Raw genomic sequence first — 20,068 nt, 5'->3', positions numbered from 1 at the left:
GCTTGATGTCTGACGTAAAGTTTTGAAGCGAGGCGAATTCAGCATGACGCTCACGCACCTCAACGCGCGCGGTGAAGCCCACATGGTCGATGTCGCCGACAAGCGGGAAAGTCGTCGGGAAGCACGCGCGCGCGGCTGTATTCACATGCAGCCCGCCACGCTGGCGTTGCTGTTGGAGGGCGGCCTGCCGAAAGGCGACGTGCTGGCCACGGCCCGTATCGCTGGTATCCTGGCCGCCAAGCGCACGCATGAGTTGATTCCCCTGTGTCACGCTCTGCCGTTGTCCAAGGTCAGCGTGGATTTCGAAATGGACGAAGCGCAAAGCTGCGTACATGTCGAGGCCATGTGTCGCCTAAACGGACGCACCGGGGTCGAGATGGAAGCGCTGACCGCCGTCTCGGTGGCATGTCTCACGCTTTACGACATGTGCAAGGCCGTCGACAAGGGCATGACGATCGACGCCATCCGTCTGGAAGAGAAAAGCGGCGGGCGATCCGGCGATTGGTCGCGTTCGACAAGCCTGGAAGAGACCGATGCCAAGCGCCATGACGGCTTCGATGTCGCCATTGAAGATGGGGAAGATGGGGAAAAGGTGGCGCGAGACAACGGCACTTTGACGATTCGTTTTCTCGCCGAGCTGCGTGAGCGTCTCGGGCAATCGGAAATGTCGCTGGCATGCGATCGATTGACTTCCCGTGACGTGGCCGGGGTCAAACGCGCATTGATCGCGCTCGACTCACGCTTTTCGGTTCTCGAAGAACGGCGCGTATTGGCGGCACGCAATCAGGTAATGGTCAACGATACGACGGCCGTGGACGAGCGCGACGAGATCGCCTTCTTTCCGCCGGTTACCGGCGGCTGAAAGCAGGAGCCGATGATGACGGTCGACATTCGGGTTCAGGAAGCCGCATTCGACATCGGTGCCGAGCAGCAGTGGCTGACGCGACGGCGCAGCGATATCGGGGCAATAGTCAGCTTCACCGGCCTGGTCAGAGACTTCAATGAACGGCCCGATGTGCAGTCCCTGACCCTGGAGCACTTTCCCGGCATGACCGAGCGTGCTCTCGAAGCGATCGCTCGGGAAGCCTTGTCTCGGTGGGACCTGCAAGCGGTTAGCGTGACCCATCGTGTCGGCCGGCTCCGGCCCGGTGATCCCATTGTCCTGGTCTTGGTTGCCAGCGCCCATCGCCGAGCCGCCTTCGAGGCTTGCGACTTCGTCATGGATTATTTGAAAACCCGAGCGCCTTTCTGGAAGAAAGAACACACCGCTAGCGGTGACTATTGGGTCTCGGAACGACAAAGCGACCGGGACGATGCCGGTCGTTGGGAGCAATGATGACAGCCTTGGTCGATAAGTTTTCGCGCCAGGTTCGCTACGTGCGGATCTCGGTGACCGATCGTTGCGATTTTCGCTGCGTCTACTGCATGAGCGAGGAAATGACCTTTCTCCCGCGGGCTCAGGTGTTGTCGCTGGAGGAGCTGCATCAGGTCGCGCGTGCTTTCACCGAGTTGGGGGTCGAGAAGATCCGCCTGACCGGCGGCGAGCCGCTGGTGCGTCAGGGCATCGGAGAGCTGGTAGGCAATATCGGTCGTTTACCGGGGCTCAAGGATTTCGCCATGACCACGAACGGGGCCGGTTTGCGCAAGCACGCCGCCACGCTGAGGCACGGCGGATTGTCGCGGCTCAATATCAGCCTGGACTCTCTGGATCCCGAGCGTTTTCGTCGTCTGACCCGGACCGGCGATCTCGCTCGTGTCATCGACGGCATTCACGCCGCCCAGGACGCAGGTTTCGAACGTATCAAACTCAATGCCGTCATCCTCAAGGGGCGCAACGACGACGAAATTCTCGACCTGGTCGATTTTGCCCGTCGAGAAGGCGTCGACATCAGCTTCATCGAAGAGATGCCGCTGGGCGATGTATCGGATCACTCGCGCGGAGAAACCTTCTACTCCAGCGATGACGTACAAGCGCACATCGAAACCCGTTATCCGCTGATTCCCTCCCCCGAATCCACGCTGGGACCGTCGCGCTATTTCCGTATGGCGGATAGCGGCAGCCGGATCGGATTCATCTCTCCGCACAGTCACAACTTCTGCAGTACCTGCAATCGCGTGCGTGTCACTGTAGAAGGGCGCTTGTTGCTGTGTCTCGGAAACGAACACTCGGTCGATCTGCGCCAGACGTTACGCCGCTATCCGGGCGAACTGGAACCACTGAAAGCGCAGATTATCGAGGCGATGGATCTGAAGCCGGAGCGTCATCACTTCACTACCGATGGCGATGTGCAGGTCGTGCGATTCATGAATATGACGGGTGGCTGAACGACTTTCTCCACGCCAGCGACGCTGTACTTTGGTTAAAAAGACACGCGATTAACGCGTGTCTTTTTGATTTAATTTCTTGCCAAAAGATGTCGCAAGCATATACTTTCAGAAAATCATCCGGCGCAATGCCGTTATCGGGACCCAGCAAGGAGAGGACGATGTCCACCGAATCATTGGAACGCATCGCTCGTAACAAGAATGTCGCGCGTGCGGCCGCGCGACAGTTGAGCATGGAACAGCTTCATAAATTGTCCGAAGTCATCGGTGAAGTGATCGAGCAGAAGCAGCAGGAAGATCATCAGCGCCAGAAAGAAGAAGCGGACAAGCAAAAGAAACTCGCCGAAATCCGCGAGGCGATGAACAATGCTGGGTTGTCGATGGACGATCTGGTAGGCGAGCAGCCGCGTAAGCGTCGCGGTCGTCCACCGAAAAATGCCAACAAGGCATAAGATAAGGTTTTCGAAGCTCCGGTATTCGCCATTTAACAGAGCCGGTGAGCTAGCTTGCCGAACGGCAGAATAGTGAGTGGCATGAACCCAAAAGCGCGTTGGCCGAAAGGTCGCCGCGCTTTTCATCATATCGAGTCGTTCAGATGCGACCGGGCAGGATCGACGCGATCCTGCTTCCGATGCTTGTCATGAATTCGAATTCGGACACTAACGCGAAGAAGCGGAACGAACTTCATACTCCGGTTGTGGGTCGGCTGGCATCAATTGCAAATGCAGTTCGGGCAGCAGCGGCAGCCGGTCCTGAAGCCACTCGCGCAGCGGCGTGAACAACTGTTGGCGAAGTTGCAATAACGTTTCGGCGGGAATGGCATCGATCCGCTGATCCAGCCAGTCCGCGAGCGCATCCTCGTCCAGTGGCAGGGTCGTGTCGCTGTCCCATAGGAGCCGGCCGACTCGCGTCCAACCCGTCTGCGTCGGCAACACCGTCAAGGCGATCGACAATGATCGCGGCTGATGGCGAGGAGAAATCGGCACCTGACGTTCTCCGGGCCGCACTCTCGCGGCAATCAATCGGGGCCGAAGATGGTATTGCGAGCGCATGACCAAGGTGTCGTTTTCCAACGCCAACAAGGCCCCATTTTGCGCCAATAGGGGGACCTGAATGCCAAGCGAGGTTGCCAGCGCTTGGTGCGCCTCCTGATGTGGTGCTTCACCGTGAACCGGCAGCAGCAGCTTGGGTTTCAGCCAGGCGTAGAGCTGACGCAGTTCTTCACGGGCGGGGTGGCCGGAAGCGTGCAGCGCCGGATTGGAATTCTCGTCGTGAATTTGAATGTCGAGACGTTTGAAGCCATTTTTCAGACGTTCGATCAAACGTTCATTGCCAGGAATGGCGCGCGCCGAGAAGATCACTGCGTCGCCGGGTTCCAGATCAATGGCGGGATGGCGTCCCTGGGCCAGTCGCGACAGCGCCGAGCGAGGCTCGCCCTGGCTTCCGGTGGCGATGATCAGGACTTCTCCCGCTGGCAGATAACCGAGATCGTGGGTTGGAACCCGGGGCGGAAAGTCATCGAGGTAGCCGAGTCGCAGCGCGATCGACACCATGCGTTCCATCGAGCGTCCCAGCAGAGCGACCCGACGGTTGCAACGTTCGGCTATACGTCCCAGCGCCTTGATACGCGCGATATTGCTGGCGAAACAGCTGACCACGACACGACCGGTACAGGCACCGATCACCGCTTCCAGCGCATCGGCGGCTTCGGTCTCGCTACGCGAGTGTCCCTCGACGTCGGCATTGGTCGAATCCGCCACCACGAGATCGACCGGCGCGAGCGCCTGGAACTGCGAGGCAGAGATCGCCGGCCCGATGACCGGACGATCGTCGAGTTTCCAGTCGCCCGTATGCAGCACCCGGCAGTTCGGGGCCACGATCGAAAGCGCACAGCTTTCCGGGATGGAGTGCGTTACCGGCAGGAAGGTGACCTCGAACGGTGCGCTGAAAACCCGGCTGCCCGGCGAGATCGGCTTGAGCGCATCGGTCTTCAGACCCTGTTCGAGAAACTTGATGCGAAGCATCTCGACGGCCAGCGGGGTGGCATAGATCGGGCAGCCCCAGTGCGGCCAGATCCAGGCCAGGGCGCCGAGGTGATCCTCGTGGCCATGGGTGATGAAAATCGCTTCCGGCACCATGGCGTTGGCCGCCAAATGCTCGATATCGGGAATCTGCAGGGGAAGGTCGGGCAGGTCCTGACGGATCATCATGCCGCAGTCGACGGCGATCCAGTGACCATCGTAGCCATACAGGGATAGGTTCATGCCGATTTCACCGCAGCCGCCCAGAGGGTGAAACAGCAACGGTGGATAAGTGCGGGGGCGGATCTGCACGCGCGGACGGAACATCAGCATCCTTAAAGGGAAAGTCTGGTTTCACTATAAGTCATGCCTCTCGACGCGCTCAAACGCCGATGCACGGCGTGGGCCGGATCGTTCGTCCCGTTCGCCCCCCATGCACTCCCTTGGGCGGAATCGGGTACAATGCCCGCCGCCCGAGTGGATCGGCGCCTTCGTCCGTCGTCGTTTGCCTTGGCGTCGCCGATCCTCGACCCCGTTTGGGGACCATTTCCCTGAGTCGTTTTGATGAGCCATGCCGCATAACTATCGCCTGATCGTCTCTTGCCCTGACCGTGTGGGTATCGTTTCCCGTGTCTCGGGATTCATTGCCAGTCAGGGAGGCTCCATTGTCGAGGCCAACCAGCATTCCGATTTGAACGCAGGGCGGTTCTTCATGCGTTACGACATTCAGTCCGACGACATGAGTGCCGACGCCTTTCGTGAGGCCTTCGGCAGCATTGCCGAGGAATTCACCATGAGCTGGCGGCTAAGCGAATCGAGCCGGCGCCAGCGCGTGGTGCTGATGGTTTCACGAGAATCCCATTGCCTGGTGGACCTGCTTTACCGCTGGTCGGCTGGCGAGCTCGATTGCGAGATCGCGTGCGTCATCTCCAACCACGACGATCTACGCGCGCTGGTGGATTGGCATGGCATCCCGTTCCATCACGTTCCCGTCGACCCTGCCGACAAGGCGCCGGCATTCGCCGAAGTCGAACGCCTGATCGAGGAGGCCGAAGCCGACAGCGTGGTGTTGGCGCGCTACATGCAGATCTTGCCGTCGGACCTGTGCCGACGCTACGCCGGCCGCGTGATCAACATCCACCACAGCTTTCTGCCGTCCTTCGCCGGCGCCAAGCCGTATCACCAGGCGTTCGAGCGTGGGGTCAAGCTGATCGGGGCGACCTGCCATTATGTGACCGAGGAGCTCGATGCGGGGCCGATCATCGAGCAGGACATCCAGCGCGTGTCGCACTGCCACACGCCGCAGGATCTGGTGCGTCTGGGGCGTGACGTGGAGAAAGCGGTCTTGGCGCGGGGATTGCGCTGGCATTTGCAGGATCGGGTGTTGATACACGGCAACAAGACCGTTGTCTTTTCTTGATACGCGCCCGAAACCGCACGGAAAGCGTTTAATCAATCAGCAATGGGTCTAAGGAAACAGTTCCAACTGGCGCCGATCGAGCGGCAGCAGGCGTACGCCGACGCCGAGCAGTCTGACCGGACGGCCTCCGCGCTGCCAGGCGCTCTCCAGCAGTTCATGGAAGCGCGCGTGAACGACGCCGCAGGCTCCCGTCTCCTGGGTGGTACTGGTGAAGTCGTCGAAGCGCACCTTGACGAACTGCTTGGCGATCGCGGGATCGCCGTGCCTCGTCAAGCGCTCGCCCAGCTTCGCGATCAGCACTTCCAGCGCTTGATGACAGCGGGCGAGATCGGGTAGGTCGCGATCATAGGTGGTTTCGACACTGACCGATTTCCGCTCGCGAGTGACATTGACCGGGCGCTCATCGATACCTTGGGCCAGTTCGTGCAGACGCTGGCCGAACTTGCCGAACTGATCGAAGAGCCTCTCCAGCGGCTGGTCGCGCAGATCCGCGCAGGTGGCGATTCCCTGCTGCTCTAGCTTTCTGGCGGTCGCCGGCCCCACGCCGTGAAGCTTCTTGACCGGCAGGTCGGTGATGAAACGCTCCATCTCGCCGGGCGGAATCACGAACAGGCCGTCAGGTTTGTCCCAGTCGCTGGCGATCTTGGCCAGAAACTTGTTGGGGGCCACGCCGACCGAAACGACGATCCCGGTTCGCGCGAGCACTTCCTGCTTGAGCCAACGGGCCATCCAGGTCGCGCTGCCACGAAAACGGGCCACGTCGGTGACGTCGAGATAGGCTTCGTCCAGCGACAGCGGTTCGACCAAGGGCGTCAGTTCATGGAAGATCTCCTGAATCTGTCGCGAGACGTCGCGGTATTTGTTGAAGTCCGGAGGGAGGAGTTTGAGCTGCGGACAGAGGCGCATCGCGCGTGCCGTCGGCATTGCCGAGTGCACCCCGAACTTTCGCGCCGGGTAGTTGCAGGTGGCGATGACGCCACGACGATCGGCGCTGCCGCCGATCGCCAGTGGAATATCCTTGAGCGCAGGATCGTCGCGCATTTCCACCGCTGCGTAGAAGCAGTCGCAGTCGGCGTGAAGGATCTTGCGCATGGATGGAGATGGGAGCGCGCTTACTGCAGGCCCAGGCCGTTGCCACCGCGAATCACGCCGACGCCCAGGCCTTCGATTTCCAGATGCTGATGCTCCAGATCGACCTCGATCGGCGGGAAATCGGGATTTTCGGCCAGCAGCGTGACGTGACGGCCCTGACGTGTGAAACGCTTGACGGTGACATCGTCTTCGAGCCGGGCAACCACGATCTGGCCATCGCGCACTTCCTGCGTGCGGTGCACCGCCAGCAGATCGCCGTCGAGAATGCCGATGTCCTTCATCGACAGGCCGCGCACGCGCAGCAGGTAATCGGCCTTGGGTGAAAAGTAATCGGCCGACAGGGGGCAGTAACGATCGATATGCTCCGTTGCCAGCACCGGGCTGCCGGCTGCGACGTAACCGATGATCGGCAGACCCTGGTCCGCACTCTCCGCGGTTTCCTGTTCGTTGACGCCCGCCGGCAGGCGAATGCCGCGAGACGTGCCGGGGATCATGCGGATGACACCCTTGCGATCCAGTGCGCGGAGGTGTTCCTCGGCGGCATTGGGGGAGCGGAAGCCCAGCGCGCGGGCGATTTCGGCGCGGGTAGGGGGGTAGCCGAACTCGTTCATCGTCTTGACGATGAAGTCGAATACGTTCTGCTGCCGGGCGGTGAGCGGTCGCGACATGGGCATCTCCCAGAGCCTGATCCAATCAGGCTTGTGCATGTATACAGCCTGGGATTGTATCCAGTCATCGCCGCTGAGGAAAGCCCGACCACCACGCTGTCGAGCCATAGGAACCGTGGTTCGACGTTGGCCTCGATTGTGCGCTGCGCCAAAGGGTGCTTAGATCGAAAGTGTTTTAAACGGATGTTTTCAGGCGAGAGGTGGCGCATGGCCCAATCCAATACCGTGACCCGGATACTCGATACCGCCGAGGTGCTGTTCGCCGAGAAAGGCTTTGCCGAAACGTCGCTGCGTAACATCACCACACGTGCCAAGGTCAATCTGGCGGCGGTCAACTACCATTTCGGCTCCAAGAAGGCACTGATTCAAGCGGTTTTCGCACGCTACCTCGATCCCTTCGCCGAACGCCTCAATATCGCTCTCGATGCGCTGGAAGCACGCTACGCCGGACAGCCCATTCCGCTCGAAGTGCTGCTCGAACAGCTCGCCACCAGCGTCCTGGAAGTGCCCGCCGAACGCAACAGCCTCAAGATCTTCATGAAGCTGCTGGGGCTGGCCTATACCCAGGCGCAGGGACATTTGCGCCGTTATATCCAGGAACACTACGGCGAGACGTTCAATCGTTTCGTGGCTTGCCTGCGCCTGGCGACGCCGGACCTGCCGGACGTCGAGCGCTTCTGGCGGTTGCACTTCATGCTGGGGACGGTGGTATTCACGCTTTCCGGGCTCGATGCCCTGCGCGACATCGCCGACAACGAATATCACCAGCATATGTCGGTGCGCGATCTGATTCGGCGCTTGCGACCGGTGGTGGTCGCCGGCATGCAGGCGCCGTTGCCCGCGCCAGTCGAAGACGAGAGCGCCATCGCGGCTCACTAATCGCGCAGTCCGCGCGACGACGCCCTCTGTCATGACGCTCCCGCGTCGTCTAGAATCGGGCGCTTCACGGTTTCAGGTGACTGCTATGACTCAACCTCTCGGTCCGGTGATGCTGGATGTCGAAGGCACCCAGCTGCGAGAAGAGGAGCGACAGCTGATCGCGCGTCCAGAAGTCGGCGGCGTGATTCTCTTCGCCAGGAACACGCCGGACGCCGCCACGACGCAGGCGCTGATCCAGCAGATTCGTGCATGTCGACCCGACGTGCTGGTGGCGATCGACCAGGAGGGTGGCCGTGTCCAGCGGCTCAAGGAAGGCGTCACGCAGATCCCGCCCATGGCGGCGTTCGGTCGCCAGTTCGCCGAATCTCCCGAGGCAGCGTTGGCGCTGACGCAGGATACCGGCTGGCTGTTGGGGATGGAGATGGCGGCTTGTGGCTTCGACCTGAGTTTCGCCCCGGTGCTCGATCTCGACGACGATCAATCGCCGGCCATCGGTTCGCGCAGTTTTTCGCCCGATCCGGAGGTCGTCGCGGCGCTGGCGGGCGCCTTTATCGAAGGCCTTCACGAATCCGGCATGGTTGCGGTGGGCAAGCATTTCCCCGGTCACGGCGGGGCGCGGCAGGATTCCCACCACAGCGTCGCCGAGGACCCCCGTCCGCTGGATGCCCTGCGCGAGCGCGATCTGGTGCCGTTCGCCCGGCTAGCCGGCAAGCTCGATGCCGTGATGCCGGCTCACGTCGTCTATTCGGCGTTCGACGATCGCCCGGCCGGATTCTCGCCCAGTTGGCTGGGACTGCTGCGCGAGGAGTTGGGGTTCAAGGGGGCGATATTCTCCGACGACCTGACCATGGCGGCGGCGCATGCCGCGGGAACGCCCGCCGAGCGCGCTCAGGCGGCTTGGAGCGCGGGTTGCGACATGGCGGTCATCTGCAACGCCCCGGCCGACGCGCGCGAGGTGGTGGCTTGCTGCGAGGGGCGGCAAGCTCAGCGTGTCGCCAAGCTGCGTTACGCCCGAGCCCGGCCCAGCCTGGAGTCGTTGGCGGCGATCTCGCGCTGGCGACGCACCCATGCCAGGTTGGAAGCGCTCAACGAGGCCTACTGAACCGGCCAATCTATCGCGGCGCTGCGAGGATTACCGCGGTGCCGCCCGCTCTTACCGGATTATTGGAAGACGATGACTCAAACTTTGCCGACCGATGCGTTGAGCTCGATGCAGGACGTCATGGACAACGCCGACTGTCTGATCGACCAGGCGCAGGTGGAACGCGCGCTCGACCGCATGGCGGAAGAGATCACGCGGGATCTGGGGGACAAGTTGCCGGTGTTCTACTGCGTCATGAATGGCGGCCTGATCACCACCGGGCATCTATTGACCCGGCTAGGTTTTCCGTTGGAAGTCGACTATCTGCATGCCACGCGTTATCGCGGCGGTGTTCGCGGTGGAGAGCTGTTCTGGCGGGTATCGCCGGAAATTCCCATGGCCGGGCGCCATGTCGTCATCGTCGACGACATTCTCGACGAAGGGGCGACCCTGGCGGCGATCCTGGAATATTGTCGTCAGGCCGGCGCCGAGAGCATCGCCACGGCGGTGCTGGTCGACAAGCGCCACGAGCGCAAGGCGGTACCCGATCTGAAGGCGGACTATTGCAGCCTGGAAGTGGTCGATCGCTACGTGTTCGGCTTCGGCATGGACTACAAAGGCTACTGGCGCAACGCGCCGGGCATCTTCGCGCCCAAGGATCTATGACGGACTGCCCAGTCGGTTCGGATTTCAGCCTGCTCAGCGCGGGCTGAAACGTCTCTGCAGGCCGGTTTCGTTCATCATGCGAGTGGAAATCTCCTCGATCGAGAAGCGCGTGGTATCGATGAAGGGAATGTTGTGTCGCCGATAGAGCGCTTCGGCCTGGCCAATTTCCTGCATGCACTGGTCCATCGAACAGTAGCGGCTGTTGGGGCGGCGCTCGGTACGAATGGCCGACAAGCGCCGGGCATCGATGGTCAGACCGAATAGCTTGTGCCGATGCCTGGCCAACGAGGCGGGCAGCGTGAGAGTGCCGTTTTCGTCGAGATCGTCCTCGGTCAACGGATAGTTGGCGGCGCGGATGCCGAACTGCAGTGCCAGATAGAGCGACGTCGGCGTCTTGCCGCAGCGGGAAACGCCGATCAGAATGATATCCGCCTCTTCATATTGATACGTTCTGGCGCCATCATCGTTGTCGAGGGCGAAGTTGACCGCCTCGATCCGGTGCATGTAGACATCGTCGCGGCCGATCGCGTGGGTACGACCGACGGTGTAGGTCGAGTGAGTCTCGAGTTCCTCTTCCAGCGGCGCGAGGAAAGTCGAAAAGATATCGACCATGAACGCCGGCGCCTGGGCCACGATATCGCGCACTGCCTGGTCGACGATGGTGTCGATGACGATGGGCCGAACGCCATCGCGTTCGGCAGTCGCCTCGATGATACCGACCAGCGAGCGGGCCTTGTCGAGGGTGTCGATATAGGGCTTGGTGATCTGCGTGAAGTCGGTGTTCTCGAACTGCGAGAGCAGGCTGCGGCCGAGGGTTTCGGCGGTGATGCCGGTGCCGTCGGAGATGAAGAAAGCGGTGCGGGTCATGGCGTCCATCCGTGATCGTCGGTCAAGGGAAATGCTGAATAAGTGCGAGCAGGATGAAGCGCAAGGCGCACAGAGCGCAGGACCCGGAGCCTATGGGGTATAGGTGAGGAGTCCGAGCACCGCGCAACGCAGTGATTCGCCTGCGCAGACATTTATGCAGCGTTACCCATGCATTGTCGACCGAAATTCCGAGCCTGGGCAACTCATTGCGTCAACCGCTTGCCGACTACAAAAATCTCGTGAAAGCCGGGATTCTTGTAAAAATACTCCAAACTCTACGCCTTTAAACTTCTGGCTAAGCCCAAAGTCGCCTGTTAGCTTCTGGCTCCATCGAGGTGCAGCGGAACGCACCCCTTTCCGTTGAAAACGGCCATTGCGAATGGCCAGTCGAAACGACCAGGAGATGGCTTTGGAACCGTTCATCATCACATTCGAACAACTGGGCATGACCGATGTCGAGCGCGTCGGCGGCAAGAACGCTTCGCTCGGCGAGATGATCTCCAACCTGTCGGGAGCCGGCGTTACCGTGCCGGGCGGCTTTGCCACTACGGCTTATGCCTATCGGGAATTTCTGGCGCACGAGGGGTTGAACGAGCGCATCAACGCCGAGCTGGCCAAGCTCGATGTCGACGACACCGAGATGCTGGCCAAGGTCGGCGAAAAGATCCGCCGGTGGGTGATCGAGACGCCGCTGCCGCCGTCGTTCGAGAATGCCTTGGCCGACGCTTACCAGACGCTGCAGGCCAAGCATCCCAATCTCAAGGTGGCGGTGCGTTCCTCGGCGACGGCGGAAGATCTGCCCGATGCCTCGTTCGCCGGCCAGCAGGAAACCTTCCTCAACATCGACGGTTTCGACAATGTCAAGCGCGCCGTTCACGAGGTGTTCGCCTCGCTGTTCAACGACCGCGCGATCTCCTATCGCGTCCATCGCGGTTACCCGCACGAAAACGTCGCGCTCTCCGCCGGCGTGCAGAAGATGGTGCGCTCCGAAACCGCGGCCAGTGGCGTGATGTTCACCCTGGATACCGAGTCCGGCTACCGTGACGCGGTGTTCGTCACCGGTGCCTGGGGACTGGGGGAAACCGTGGTCCAGGGCGCGGTCAATCCCGATGAATTCTACGTTCACAAGCCGACGCTGGCCGCCGGCAAGCCGGCCGTGCTGCGGCGTACGCTAGGCTCCAAGCGGATCAAGATGGTCTACACCGAGGACGCGGCCGCCGGACGCTCGGTCAAGACCGTCGACGTACCGCTGGCCGATCGCCAGCGCTTTTGCCTGAGCGACGACGATGTCATGGCGCTGGCGCGTCAGGCGGTGATCATCGAGCAGCACTATGGTCGCCCGATGGACATCGAATGGGCCCGGGACGGCGACGACGGCAAGCTCTACATCGTCCAGGCGCGCCCCGAGACGGTGGTGTCGAACCAGGAGGTGGGCTCGCTGGAGCGCTTCACGCTGAAGGAAAAGGGGCGTGTGCTGGTCAGTGGCCGGGCCATCGGCCAGCGTATCGGCCAGGGCAAGGTCAAGCTGGTCGAGTCGCCGGAGGAGATGCACAAGGTACAATCCGGCGATGTGCTGGTCACCGACATGACCGACCCCGACTGGGAGCCGATCATGAAGCGGGCCTCGGCGATCGTCACCAACCGCGGCGGACGCACCTGCCACGCTGCGATCATTGCCCGCGAACTGGGCATTCCGGCGGTGGTCGGTTGCGGCGATGCCACCGAACTGCTGGAAGACGATATCGAGGTCACGGTCTCCTGCGCCGAGGGCGACACCGGCCACGTCTACAAGGGCAAGCTCGAATTCGACCGCCAGGCCACCAGCGTCGACAGCATGCCGGAGATCCCGTTCAAGATCATGATGAACGTGGGCAACCCGGACCGCGCTTTCGCCTTCGCGGGGCTGCCCAACGAGGGTGTCGGTCTGGCGCGTCTGGAGTTCATCATCAACCGCATGATCGGCGTGCATCCGCGGGCGCTGATGGATTACGACAAGCTCTCCACCGATCTCAAGCAGACCATCGATCTGCGCACCGCCGGCTATGCCGATCCGGTCAGTTTCTATGTCGACCGGCTGGTCGAGGGCATTTCCACGCTGGCGGCGGCGTTCTATCCCAAGCGCGTGATCGTGCGGTTATCCGACTTCAAGTCCAACGAATACGAGAACCTGATCGGCGGCAAGCTCTACGAACCCGGCGAAGAAAACCCGATGCTCGGTTTCCGCGGTGCTTCGCGCTACATCTCCGATGATTTCCGTGCCTGTTTCGAGCTCGAATGCCGGGCGCTGAAGCGCGTGCGCGACGAGATGGGCCTCGACAACGTCGAGATCATGGTGCCGTTCGTGCGCACGCCGGGCGAAGCCAAGGCGGTAGTCGAGCTGCTCGAGGCCAATGGCCTCAAGCGGGGGGCGAATGGCCTCAAGATCATCATGATGTGCGAATTGCCGGCGAATGCGCTGTTGGCCGACGAATTCCTCGTATACTTCGACGGCTTCTCGATCGGTTCCAACGACCTGACGCAGCTGACACTGGGCCTGGACCGCGATTCCGGCATCATCGCGCACCTGTTCGACGAGCGCGACCCGGCGGTCAAGAAACTGCTGTCGATGGCGATCCAGGCGTGCAAGGCGCAGGGCAAGTACGTGGGCATCTGCGGCCAAGGGCCGTCGGATCACCCCGAACTGGCCAAGTGGCTGATGGAGCAGGGCATCGATTCCGTCTCCCTCAACCCGGACGCGGTGCTCGAAACCTGGTTCATGCTGGCGGGTGAAACCCTCGGCTGACCGATTCGCTCGATACCGCCATAATCGGCGTCACAACGAAAAAACCGGTGCGATTAACCTCGCACCGTTTTTTTACTTGAGCGCCGATCAATGCACGGATTGGAGGCTTCGTTCGGAAAGCCGGCGAGCGTCGCCGGTTATTGAGCGCAGCCTCATGAGCGCAGCCAGTTGCGCAGCTTCACCAGCAGCAGCTCACCGTCGGACATCTGCCGGCGCTCCTCCAGGATCGCTGTCAGCGCATCGGGGCGGTCGGTGATGATGTTGTCGACCCCCATGTCGATGTAGCGGGACATGTCCCCGGGATCGTTGACGGTCCACACCGCCACGCCACGCCCGGTGCCGTGAATGGTGCGTAGCAGGCTCGGATTGGCCTGGGTGTGGCGCAGGCCGATGATATCGGCATCGGTGGTGTTGAGTGCGCCGGGCAGGATGAACTGTAGAAACAACGTGGTGCGCATCTTGCTGTCGATATCCTTGACCACGCCGATCACGCCGGGGGAGAGCGAGGCAATGACGGCGTGATCCAGCATGTCGCTCGCCTTCAGTTGATCGATGACCTTGGCGGCGAGTCGCTCGGTGTCGCCCGGCTCCGGTTTCAGCTCGACGTAGAGTCCGATGCGGCCCTTGGCATTGTCGATGATCTGCTGGAAGGTGGGAATCCGCTCGCCGACGAAGGCATCGCCGAAATAGGCGCCGACATCCACCTGTTCGATCTCGTCGAGCGTCATCTGATTGATATTGCGATCGACGCCGGTCAGCCGCCGCAGGTTGTTGTCGTGCGAGACCACGACCTGGCCGTCGCCGCTCAGGCGCACGTCCAACTCGAGATAGTCGGCGCCGTCGGCGATCGCCTGATTCATCGATGCCAGGGTATTCTCCGGAGCCTTGAGCGAACTGCCGCGATGTGCGGTGATCTCGACCTGGTCGTTGATCTCGAAGCCGTGGAGTACCCAGCCGGCCTGGCCGAGGGCAAAGACGAGGACCAGGATCTCGGCGCTCCAGGCAATGATGCCGGAGTGATGCGGCGATGGCCGTGGACGAAAGACGGGGGCCCGATCGGTGGCGCGGTGGTAGAGCGTGATCACCAGCATGCTGTTGGCGGCGATACCCAGAAAGGTCAGGGCGATGGTGGCGAGAATGTAGAGCGCCAGATAGAGCAGCATGGCCGGGATCAGCACGCTGGAGCGCTCCGGCAGGTGACCCAACAGCGGCCCGCCGAGAGAATTGAAGATGAGCGTGAAGCCGATCGGAATCGCCGCCACCGCGATGGCCGTGCCGACCGCCAGCAGTGCCATGCGCAAACGCCTTCCCTGGGTCAATTCGTGGCTGCGCTTCAGGGCGGCGATCGGACGCAGCCCGTCGAGCATCATCGCCGGCAGGGCCAGGAACCAGCGAAAGTAGAGTCCGGCACTGAGCCAGACCAGCACGGCCAGGATCGGCACGGCGATGGCCACGAATTCCCACAATTCGGGCGGTTTGACGCGTAGCAGCACGTATGGCTCGATGCCGCCGACCAGGAAGTCGTAGAGGTGCGCCAGACCGATGGCGAAAGGCGCGGCCAGCAACAGGTGCGTGCCGACCTGCAGGAAGGTCAGCATCGCCAGTGCCGGAAAGCGGCGGACCAAGTGCCACAGAGCGCTCATGGCAACGCGGTAGCGACTGCCGGCCTGGCTGGAAACGACCAGCATCATGCCGGCTTGCTGCAGGAAGATCACCAGGAAACTCAGGCCGATGGCGGCCAGTAACCAGACCAGCCCCCAGAACGAGAGCGCGACGTCCAGAATCTGGCCGTTGCTGAGCACCGGCTTGCCGATGCGGCGCAGCAGGCCGGACAGCGTGCCCGCCGACAACGGCACCCAGACGGCGGTGGCGAGCAGGGTGAAAAACAGATGAAAAGCGATCAGCGAACGAAAGTGGGCGCGAATCTGGCGGGTGATGTCCTGAATCAGCGATCTGGGAGCAAGCATGAGCCTGTGTGGAAATCCTTCCTGGATCGAGAGTACAACCGGCACTCATGACCGGTCCGATGACTCTTCAGTGTCGTCGTCGAACTGTCATTCATGCAAGTCGACCCACGTGCTCGGGCATCGAATTTGTCCGATATCGGAGACTTGCAGCAAAGAGAAGGGCCGCCCCGATGGGGCGACCCGACGGGGTCGTGTTCGAGCACTCGAACCGATGATCGGCTTCAGAATTGCCAACCTACCGAGGCGGTGTAGGCATCGATCTTGTAGTCGCTATCGAAATCGTAACGTTCGTATTCGGTGCGAACCAGGAAATGTTGGTAGTGGAACTGAACGCCGGCGCCGTAGATCGGATCGATGCCGTCGTTGTCGTCGAGATCGTTGCCGTCACCAAGATCGCCCCTGGCATCCACGTCCCATCTGGCCAAGCCGGCCTTGGCGAAAAGTTCGAAACCGGCGGCGATCGGCAGTTTGCCGACCAGACTCAGGCCGTAGGCCTTGCTCTTGAGGTCGACGACGTTGCCACCGCGGATGATATTGGGCTTGCCCAGGTCGGCGTAAAACGCCTCGGTGGCGAAGTAGCGGTTATATTCGTAGCCGACGAACGCCTTGTAGACGCTATCGTCGTCATCGATGTGATAGTTTCCGCCGCTGGCGTCGGCGAATTTTCCGACCTCGCTGTCGCTACTCTGAACCTTGCCGTAGCCACCACCAATCCCGACGTAAAGTCCGTCGGCATTGGCGGCCTGGGCGGCGGGAGTGACGAACAACAGTGGCGATAGAACGGCCGACAGTGCCAGCCAGGGGTGAATTTTCATGCGGAATCTCCTTAAATGTGCCCCGAAAAGAGCGTTCCTCGTCGGCCTCCATGGCATGGAGCCGCGCTTCGGCGACATCTCGAACAGCGTTCGATACTTGCTGAGACTGTAAATTCCGCCTGCGATGGACGCAAGCCTCGCCGTCGTGCTTGGCGAGCATGCCCATGATGCGGACAATAGTGTTGTGTTTTCTTTGACTTCACGATCTGCGAGGTGACGTGGTCGGCACGATCAAGAGGCATTTCGGGTGCTGGTGGCGGGGGCGACGACAGCGGGCTTCGGTGCCGGCGGTCATTCTATGCGGCTGCGATACCGACTATTACGCTTGGTTGAACCGACTGCAGGGGCGCTACGAGGTCGTGGCGATGGTGACCGAGGAGCCTTGGCAGCATGGTACCCATGTCGGTGGCGTGAGGCTGGTCTATCCAGGAGAGGTCCGGGCGCTGTGCCGGCGCCATGAAGTGTCTTATCTGCTTTACGCCCACGGCGCGGATCGTGAGGCGATCGAGGTGGCATGCAAGGAGGGCGGCTGGCATCCGTTCTGGTGTCACGGGATCGAGGCGTTGCCGACGGTTGGCTGAAGCGTAGGGGGCGCCAACAATAGTAGGGAGTGCCAAAAAAACGCCCCGCGCTGGCGGGGCGTTTCGGTGACCTCTTCGTGAAGCTGCGAGCATCGGAAGAGTGATTCAGGCTTCCTGCGCGACCGGAATGACGGTAGCGGCCGCTTTCTGGAAGTCCTCGATCTCATGGAAGTTCATGTAGCGGTAGATCTCTCCCGCCATGGCATTGAACTCGCCCATGGTCGCTTTGTACTCCTCGACCGTCGGCAGGCGGCCCTCGACGGCAGCGATCGCCGCGAGCTCTGCCGATGCCAGATAGACATTGGCGCCGTCGCCCAGACGGTTGGGGAAGTTACGCGTTGACGTGGATACCACGGTCGATTTCGGCGCCACGCGTGCCTGGTTACCCATGCACAGCGAGCAGCCGGGCATTTCCATGCGCGCGCCGGCCTTGCCGTAAATTCCGTAGTAACCTTCCTCGGTCAACTGATGTTGGTCCATCTTGGTCGGCGGCGCAAGCCACAGGCGTGTCTTCAGGCTGCCGGCGGGCTGTTTCTCGAGCAGCTTGCCGGCGGCGCGGAAGTGGCCGATGTTGGTCATGCACGAGCCGATGAAGACCTCGTCGATCTTCTCGCCGGCGACTTCGGAGAGCAGGCGCGCGTCGTCCGGGTCGTTGGGCGCGCAGAGCACCGGCTGGTCGATCTCGGACATGTCGATCTCGATCACCGCGGCGTATTCGGCGTCGGCGTCGGCACGCATCAGGCTCGGGTTGGCCAGCCACTCTTCCATGCCCTGGATGCGGCGCTCGAGGGTGCGGCGGTCGCCGTAGCCTTGCTCGATCATCCACTTCAGCAGGGTGACGTTGGAGTTCAGGTACTCGGTCACGCTCTCCTCGGACAGCGTGATGGTACAGCCGGCGGCGCTGCGCTCGGCGGAGGCATCGGAAAGCTCGAACGCCTGCTCGGCGGTGAGATCCTCAAGGCCCTCGATCTCCAGAATGCGGCCGGAGAAGATGTTCTTCTTGCCGGATTTGGCGACGGTCAGGTGGCCCTGCTGAATGGCATAGTAGGGGATCGCATGAACCAGGTCGCGCAGAGTGATACCCGGCTGACGCTCGCCCTTGAAGCGCACCAGCACCGATTCCGGCATATCCAGCGGCATCACACCGGTGGCGGCGGCGAAGGCGACCAGACCGGAGCCCGCCGGGAAGGAGATGCCCATCGGAAAGCGCGTGTGCGAGTCACCGCCGGTGCCCACGGTGTCCGGCAGCAGCATGCGGTTGAGCCACGAGTGGATGATGCCGTCACCCGGGCGCAGCGAGACGCCGCCACGGTTCATGATGAAGTCGGGCAGGGTGTGATGGGTTTCGACGTCCACCGGCTTGGGATAGGCGGCGGTGTGGCAGAACGACTGCATCACCAGGTCGGCCTGGAAGCCGAGACAGGCCAGATCCTTCAGCTCGTCGCGGGTCATCGGGCCGGTGGTGTCCTGGGAACCGACCGTGGTCATCTTCGGTTCGCAGTACATGCCGGGGCGGACGCCGTCCATGCCGCAGGCCTTGCCGACCATCTTCTGCGCCAGGCTGAAGCCCTTGCCCGTATCGATCGGCTGCTCCGGCTTGCGGAAGACCTCGGAGCCCGGCAGGCCGAGTTCGTTGCGTGCCTTCTCGGTCAGGCCGCGGCCGATGATCAGCGGAATGCGGCCGCCGGCGCGAACTTCGTCGAGAATGACCTGGGTCTTGAGTTCGAAGGTCGAGATCACTTCGTCGCTGTCGTGACGGGTGACCTTGCCTTCATAGGGATAGACGTCGATCACGTCGCCCATCTCGAGCTTTTCGACATCCATCTCGATCGGCAGCGCGCCGGCGTCTTCCATGGTGTTGAAGAAGATCGGGGCGATCTTGCCGCCGAAGCAGAAACCGCCGGCGCGCTTGTTGGGCACGTGGGGAATGTCGTCGCCGAAGAACCACAGCACCGAGTTGGTGGCGGACTTGCGCGAGGAGCCGGTACCGACCACGTCACCGACGTAGGCGACCGGGAAGCCCTTGGCCTTGACCGCTTCGATCTGGGCCAGCGGACCCTTGGTGCCGGGCACCTCCGGTTCGATGCCGTCGCGCGGGTTCTTGAGCATGGCATTGGCATGCAGCGGGATGTCGGGACGCGACCAGGCGTCCGGCGCGGGCGAGAGGTCGTCGGTATTGGTTTCGCCCGGCACCTTGAACACGGCGATGCTGATCTTTCCGGGCAGCGCCGGCTTGGCCAGGAACCATTCGGCCTCGGCCCAGGACTCGAGCACGCCCTGGGCGACGGCATTGCCGTTCTTGGCGCGTTCGGCGACGTCGTGGAAAGCGTCGAACATCAGCAGGGTGTGCTTGAGTTGCTCGCCGGCTTCCCGGGCCAGCGATTCGTCGTCGAGCAGTTCGACCAGCGTGGCGATGTTGTAGCCGCCCTGCATGGTCCCCAGCAGCTTGACCGCATGGATCTTGTCGATCAGCGGGGAAGCCGCCTCGCCCTTGGCGATGGCGGTCAGGAAACCGGCCTTGACGTAGGCGGCTTCGTCGACGCCCGGCGGCACACGATCGGTGATCAGTTCGAGGAGAAACGCCTCTTCGCCGGCCGGGGGCTGCTTCAGCAACTCGACCAGTTGTGCGGTCATTTCGGCATTCAACGGTTTCGGCGGCACGCCATCGGCGGCGCGCTCCTCGACATGTTGGCGGTAAGCTTCAAGCACGGTGGAGACCCTCATCTAGTGTCAGAGCCGCATGAGCGACGCGACCGGCGTCGGCGGCCAAAAACCGCGATTCGGTCGGCTGCGGTGGGCGCTGCGAAGTCTACGTGAAACTGTCGACAATGTTAAGAAGCGGCATCGCGCCGCCTGTCGGCGGGGCATGCGCGACCAAAGGGTATCGAAGTCTGGCGGGGCAGG

At 62.0% G+C, this 20,068-nt stretch carries 17 protein-coding genes; 10 read left to right on the top strand and 7 right to left on the bottom strand.

Annotated features, from left to right (window positions below; all coding sequences use genetic code 11):
• The first annotated feature begins 43 nt into the window (after positions 1-43).
• The 4 genes from moaC to DOM57_RS05970 all read left to right on the top strand — a co-directional run bounded on the left by moaC (position 44) and on the right by DOM57_RS05970 (position 2,777).
• Positions 44-862: a cyclic pyranopterin monophosphate synthase MoaC gene (gene moaC, locus DOM57_RS05985; protein WP_110648316.1), complete on the top strand. Its 819-nt coding sequence runs from the start codon at positions 44-46 to the stop codon at positions 860-862.
• A 15-nt stretch (positions 863-877) separates the two neighbouring features.
• Positions 878-1,336 carry a molybdopterin synthase catalytic subunit MoaE gene (moaE, locus tag DOM57_RS05980; RefSeq protein WP_110648315.1) on the top strand — a complete coding sequence of 153 codons (459 nt, stop codon included), beginning with the start codon at positions 878-880 and terminating at the stop codon, positions 1,334-1,336.
• Entirely contained in the window at positions 1,336-2,325 is a 990-nt protein-coding gene (gene moaA, locus DOM57_RS05975) for a GTP 3',8-cyclase MoaA (RefSeq protein ID WP_420820216.1), read from the top strand. Before moaE ends, moaA begins: the two co-directional genes overlap by 1 nt.
• A gap of 161 nt (positions 2,326-2,486) precedes the next feature.
• Positions 2,487-2,777, top strand: a complete 291-nt coding sequence (locus DOM57_RS05970; RefSeq protein ID WP_110648313.1) for an H-NS family histone-like protein — start codon at positions 2,487-2,489, stop codon at positions 2,775-2,777.
• A gap of 207 nt (positions 2,778-2,984) precedes the next feature.
• On the opposite strand, the gene DOM57_RS05965 is transcribed toward DOM57_RS05970, so the two are convergent.
• Complete coding sequence (locus tag DOM57_RS05965; RefSeq protein ID WP_110648393.1) at positions 2,985-4,589, bottom strand: ribonuclease J; 1,605 nt, start codon at positions 4,587-4,589, stop codon at positions 2,985-2,987.
• A 328-nt stretch (positions 4,590-4,917) separates the two neighbouring features.
• Between DOM57_RS05965 and purU the strand changes: the two genes are divergently transcribed.
• On the top strand, positions 4,918-5,766 hold the full coding sequence (gene purU, locus DOM57_RS05960) for a formyltetrahydrofolate deformylase (RefSeq protein ID WP_110648312.1): 849 nt from the start codon (positions 4,918-4,920) through the stop codon (positions 5,764-5,766).
• Positions 5,767-5,814: 48 nt separating this feature from the next.
• Here the strand turns inward: purU and dinB are convergent, their stop codons facing one another.
• Complete coding sequence (gene dinB, locus DOM57_RS05955; RefSeq protein ID WP_110648311.1) at positions 5,815-6,858, bottom strand: DNA polymerase IV; 1,044 nt, start codon at positions 6,856-6,858, stop codon at positions 5,815-5,817.
• Between the two features lie 20 nt (positions 6,859-6,878).
• Positions 6,879-7,526, bottom strand: a complete 648-nt coding sequence (lexA, locus tag DOM57_RS05950) for a transcriptional repressor LexA (RefSeq protein WP_110648310.1) — start codon at positions 7,524-7,526, stop codon at positions 6,879-6,881.
• 207 nt (positions 7,527-7,733) lie between these two features.
• On the opposite strand from lexA, the gene DOM57_RS05945 reads away from it, so the two are divergent.
• From DOM57_RS05945 to DOM57_RS05935, 3 genes are all read left to right on the top strand, one after another.
• A complete protein-coding gene (locus DOM57_RS05945; protein WP_110648309.1) occupies positions 7,734-8,405 on the top strand; it encodes a TetR/AcrR family transcriptional regulator in 672 nt (223 codons plus the stop codon).
• Positions 8,406-8,490: 85 nt separating this feature from the next.
• Positions 8,491-9,507: a beta-N-acetylhexosaminidase gene (gene nagZ / locus DOM57_RS05940; protein ID WP_110648308.1), complete on the top strand. Its 1,017-nt coding sequence runs from the start codon at positions 8,491-8,493 to the stop codon at positions 9,505-9,507.
• A gap of 72 nt (positions 9,508-9,579) precedes the next feature.
• Entirely contained in the window at positions 9,580-10,152 is a 573-nt protein-coding gene (locus tag DOM57_RS05935) for a hypoxanthine-guanine phosphoribosyltransferase (protein ID WP_110648307.1), read from the top strand.
• A gap of 33 nt (positions 10,153-10,185) precedes the next feature.
• Here DOM57_RS05935 and ppsR read toward each other — a convergent pair whose 3' ends face one another.
• The gene (gene ppsR / locus DOM57_RS05930; RefSeq protein WP_110648392.1) at positions 10,186-11,019 is read right to left on the bottom strand and encodes a posphoenolpyruvate synthetase regulatory kinase/phosphorylase PpsR; all 834 of its coding nucleotides are present in this window, start codon (positions 11,017-11,019) and stop codon (positions 10,186-10,188) included.
• Positions 11,020-11,428: 409 nt separating this feature from the next.
• On the opposite strand from ppsR, the gene ppsA reads away from it, so the two are divergent.
• Positions 11,429-13,801, top strand: coding sequence for a phosphoenolpyruvate synthase (ppsA, locus tag DOM57_RS05925; protein ID WP_110648306.1), 2,373 nt, complete (start codon positions 11,429-11,431; stop codon positions 13,799-13,801).
• 152 nt (positions 13,802-13,953) lie between these two features.
• Here the strand turns inward: ppsA and DOM57_RS05920 are convergent, their stop codons facing one another.
• Together DOM57_RS05920 and DOM57_RS05915 are read right to left on the bottom strand one after the other, a co-directional pair.
• On the bottom strand, positions 13,954-15,768 hold the full coding sequence (locus DOM57_RS05920) for a glycerophosphodiester phosphodiesterase (RefSeq protein WP_110648305.1): 1,815 nt from the start codon (positions 15,766-15,768) through the stop codon (positions 13,954-13,956).
• Positions 15,769-15,989: 221 nt separating this feature from the next.
• Positions 15,990-16,583 (bottom strand): outer membrane beta-barrel protein, encoded by a 594-nt coding sequence (locus DOM57_RS05915; RefSeq protein ID WP_110648304.1) that lies wholly within the window; start codon positions 16,581-16,583, stop codon positions 15,990-15,992.
• 281 nt (positions 16,584-16,864) lie between these two features.
• Here DOM57_RS05915 and DOM57_RS05910 point away from each other — a divergent pair, with 281 nt between their 5' ends.
• Complete coding sequence (locus DOM57_RS05910; RefSeq protein WP_110648303.1) at positions 16,865-17,164, top strand: hypothetical protein; 300 nt, start codon at positions 16,865-16,867, stop codon at positions 17,162-17,164.
• A 105-nt stretch (positions 17,165-17,269) separates the two neighbouring features.
• On the opposite strand, the gene acnB is transcribed toward DOM57_RS05910, so the two are convergent.
• The gene (gene acnB, locus DOM57_RS05905) at positions 17,270-19,873 is read right to left on the bottom strand and encodes a bifunctional aconitate hydratase 2/2-methylisocitrate dehydratase (protein ID WP_110648302.1); all 2,604 of its coding nucleotides are present in this window, start codon (positions 19,871-19,873) and stop codon (positions 17,270-17,272) included.
• Positions 19,874-20,068: the final 195 nt, after the last annotated feature.

Source organism: Salinicola peritrichatus, from assembly GCF_003206715.1.
Lineage (GTDB): Bacteria > Pseudomonadota > Gammaproteobacteria > Pseudomonadales > Halomonadaceae > Salinicola > Salinicola peritrichatus.
This window is presented reverse-complemented; position numbering and strand designations above follow the sequence as displayed.

Bases quoted from the DNA above. Each gene is read 5' to 3' on its own strand.
- moaC (WP_110648316.1), top strand. From the start codon at position 44: ATGACGCTCACGCACCTCAACGCGCGCGGTGAAGCCCACATGGTCGAT.
- DOM57_RS05970 (WP_110648313.1), top strand. From the start codon at position 2,487: ATGTCCACCGAATCATTGGAACGCATCGCTCGTAACAAGAATGTCGCG.
- DOM57_RS05920 (WP_110648305.1), bottom strand. From the start codon at position 15,768: ATGCTTGCTCCCAGATCGCTGATTCAGGACATCACCCGCCAGATTCGC.
- DOM57_RS05965 (WP_110648393.1), bottom strand. From the start codon at position 4,589: ATGAACCTATCCCTGTATGGCTACGATGGTCACTGGATCGCCGTCGAC.
- lexA (WP_110648310.1), bottom strand. From the start codon at position 7,526: ATGTCGCGACCGCTCACCGCCCGGCAGCAGAACGTATTCGACTTCATC.
- purU (WP_110648312.1), top strand. From the start codon at position 4,918: ATGCCGCATAACTATCGCCTGATCGTCTCTTGCCCTGACCGTGTGGGT.
- DOM57_RS05945 (WP_110648309.1), top strand. From the start codon at position 7,734: ATGGCCCAATCCAATACCGTGACCCGGATACTCGATACCGCCGAGGTG.
- moaE (WP_110648315.1), top strand. From the start codon at position 878: ATGACGGTCGACATTCGGGTTCAGGAAGCCGCATTCGACATCGGTGCC.
- moaA (WP_420820216.1), top strand. From the start codon at position 1,336: ATGACAGCCTTGGTCGATAAGTTTTCGCGCCAGGTTCGCTACGTGCGG.
- nagZ (WP_110648308.1), top strand. From the start codon at position 8,491: ATGACTCAACCTCTCGGTCCGGTGATGCTGGATGTCGAAGGCACCCAG.
- dinB (WP_110648311.1), bottom strand. From the start codon at position 6,858: ATGCGCAAGATCCTTCACGCCGACTGCGACTGCTTCTACGCAGCGGTG.
- DOM57_RS05915 (WP_110648304.1), bottom strand. From the start codon at position 16,583: ATGAAAATTCACCCCTGGCTGGCACTGTCGGCCGTTCTATCGCCACTG.
- DOM57_RS05935 (WP_110648307.1), top strand. From the start codon at position 9,580: ATGACTCAAACTTTGCCGACCGATGCGTTGAGCTCGATGCAGGACGTC.
- ppsR (WP_110648392.1), bottom strand. From the start codon at position 11,019: ATGACCCGCACCGCTTTCTTCATCTCCGACGGCACCGGCATCACCGCC.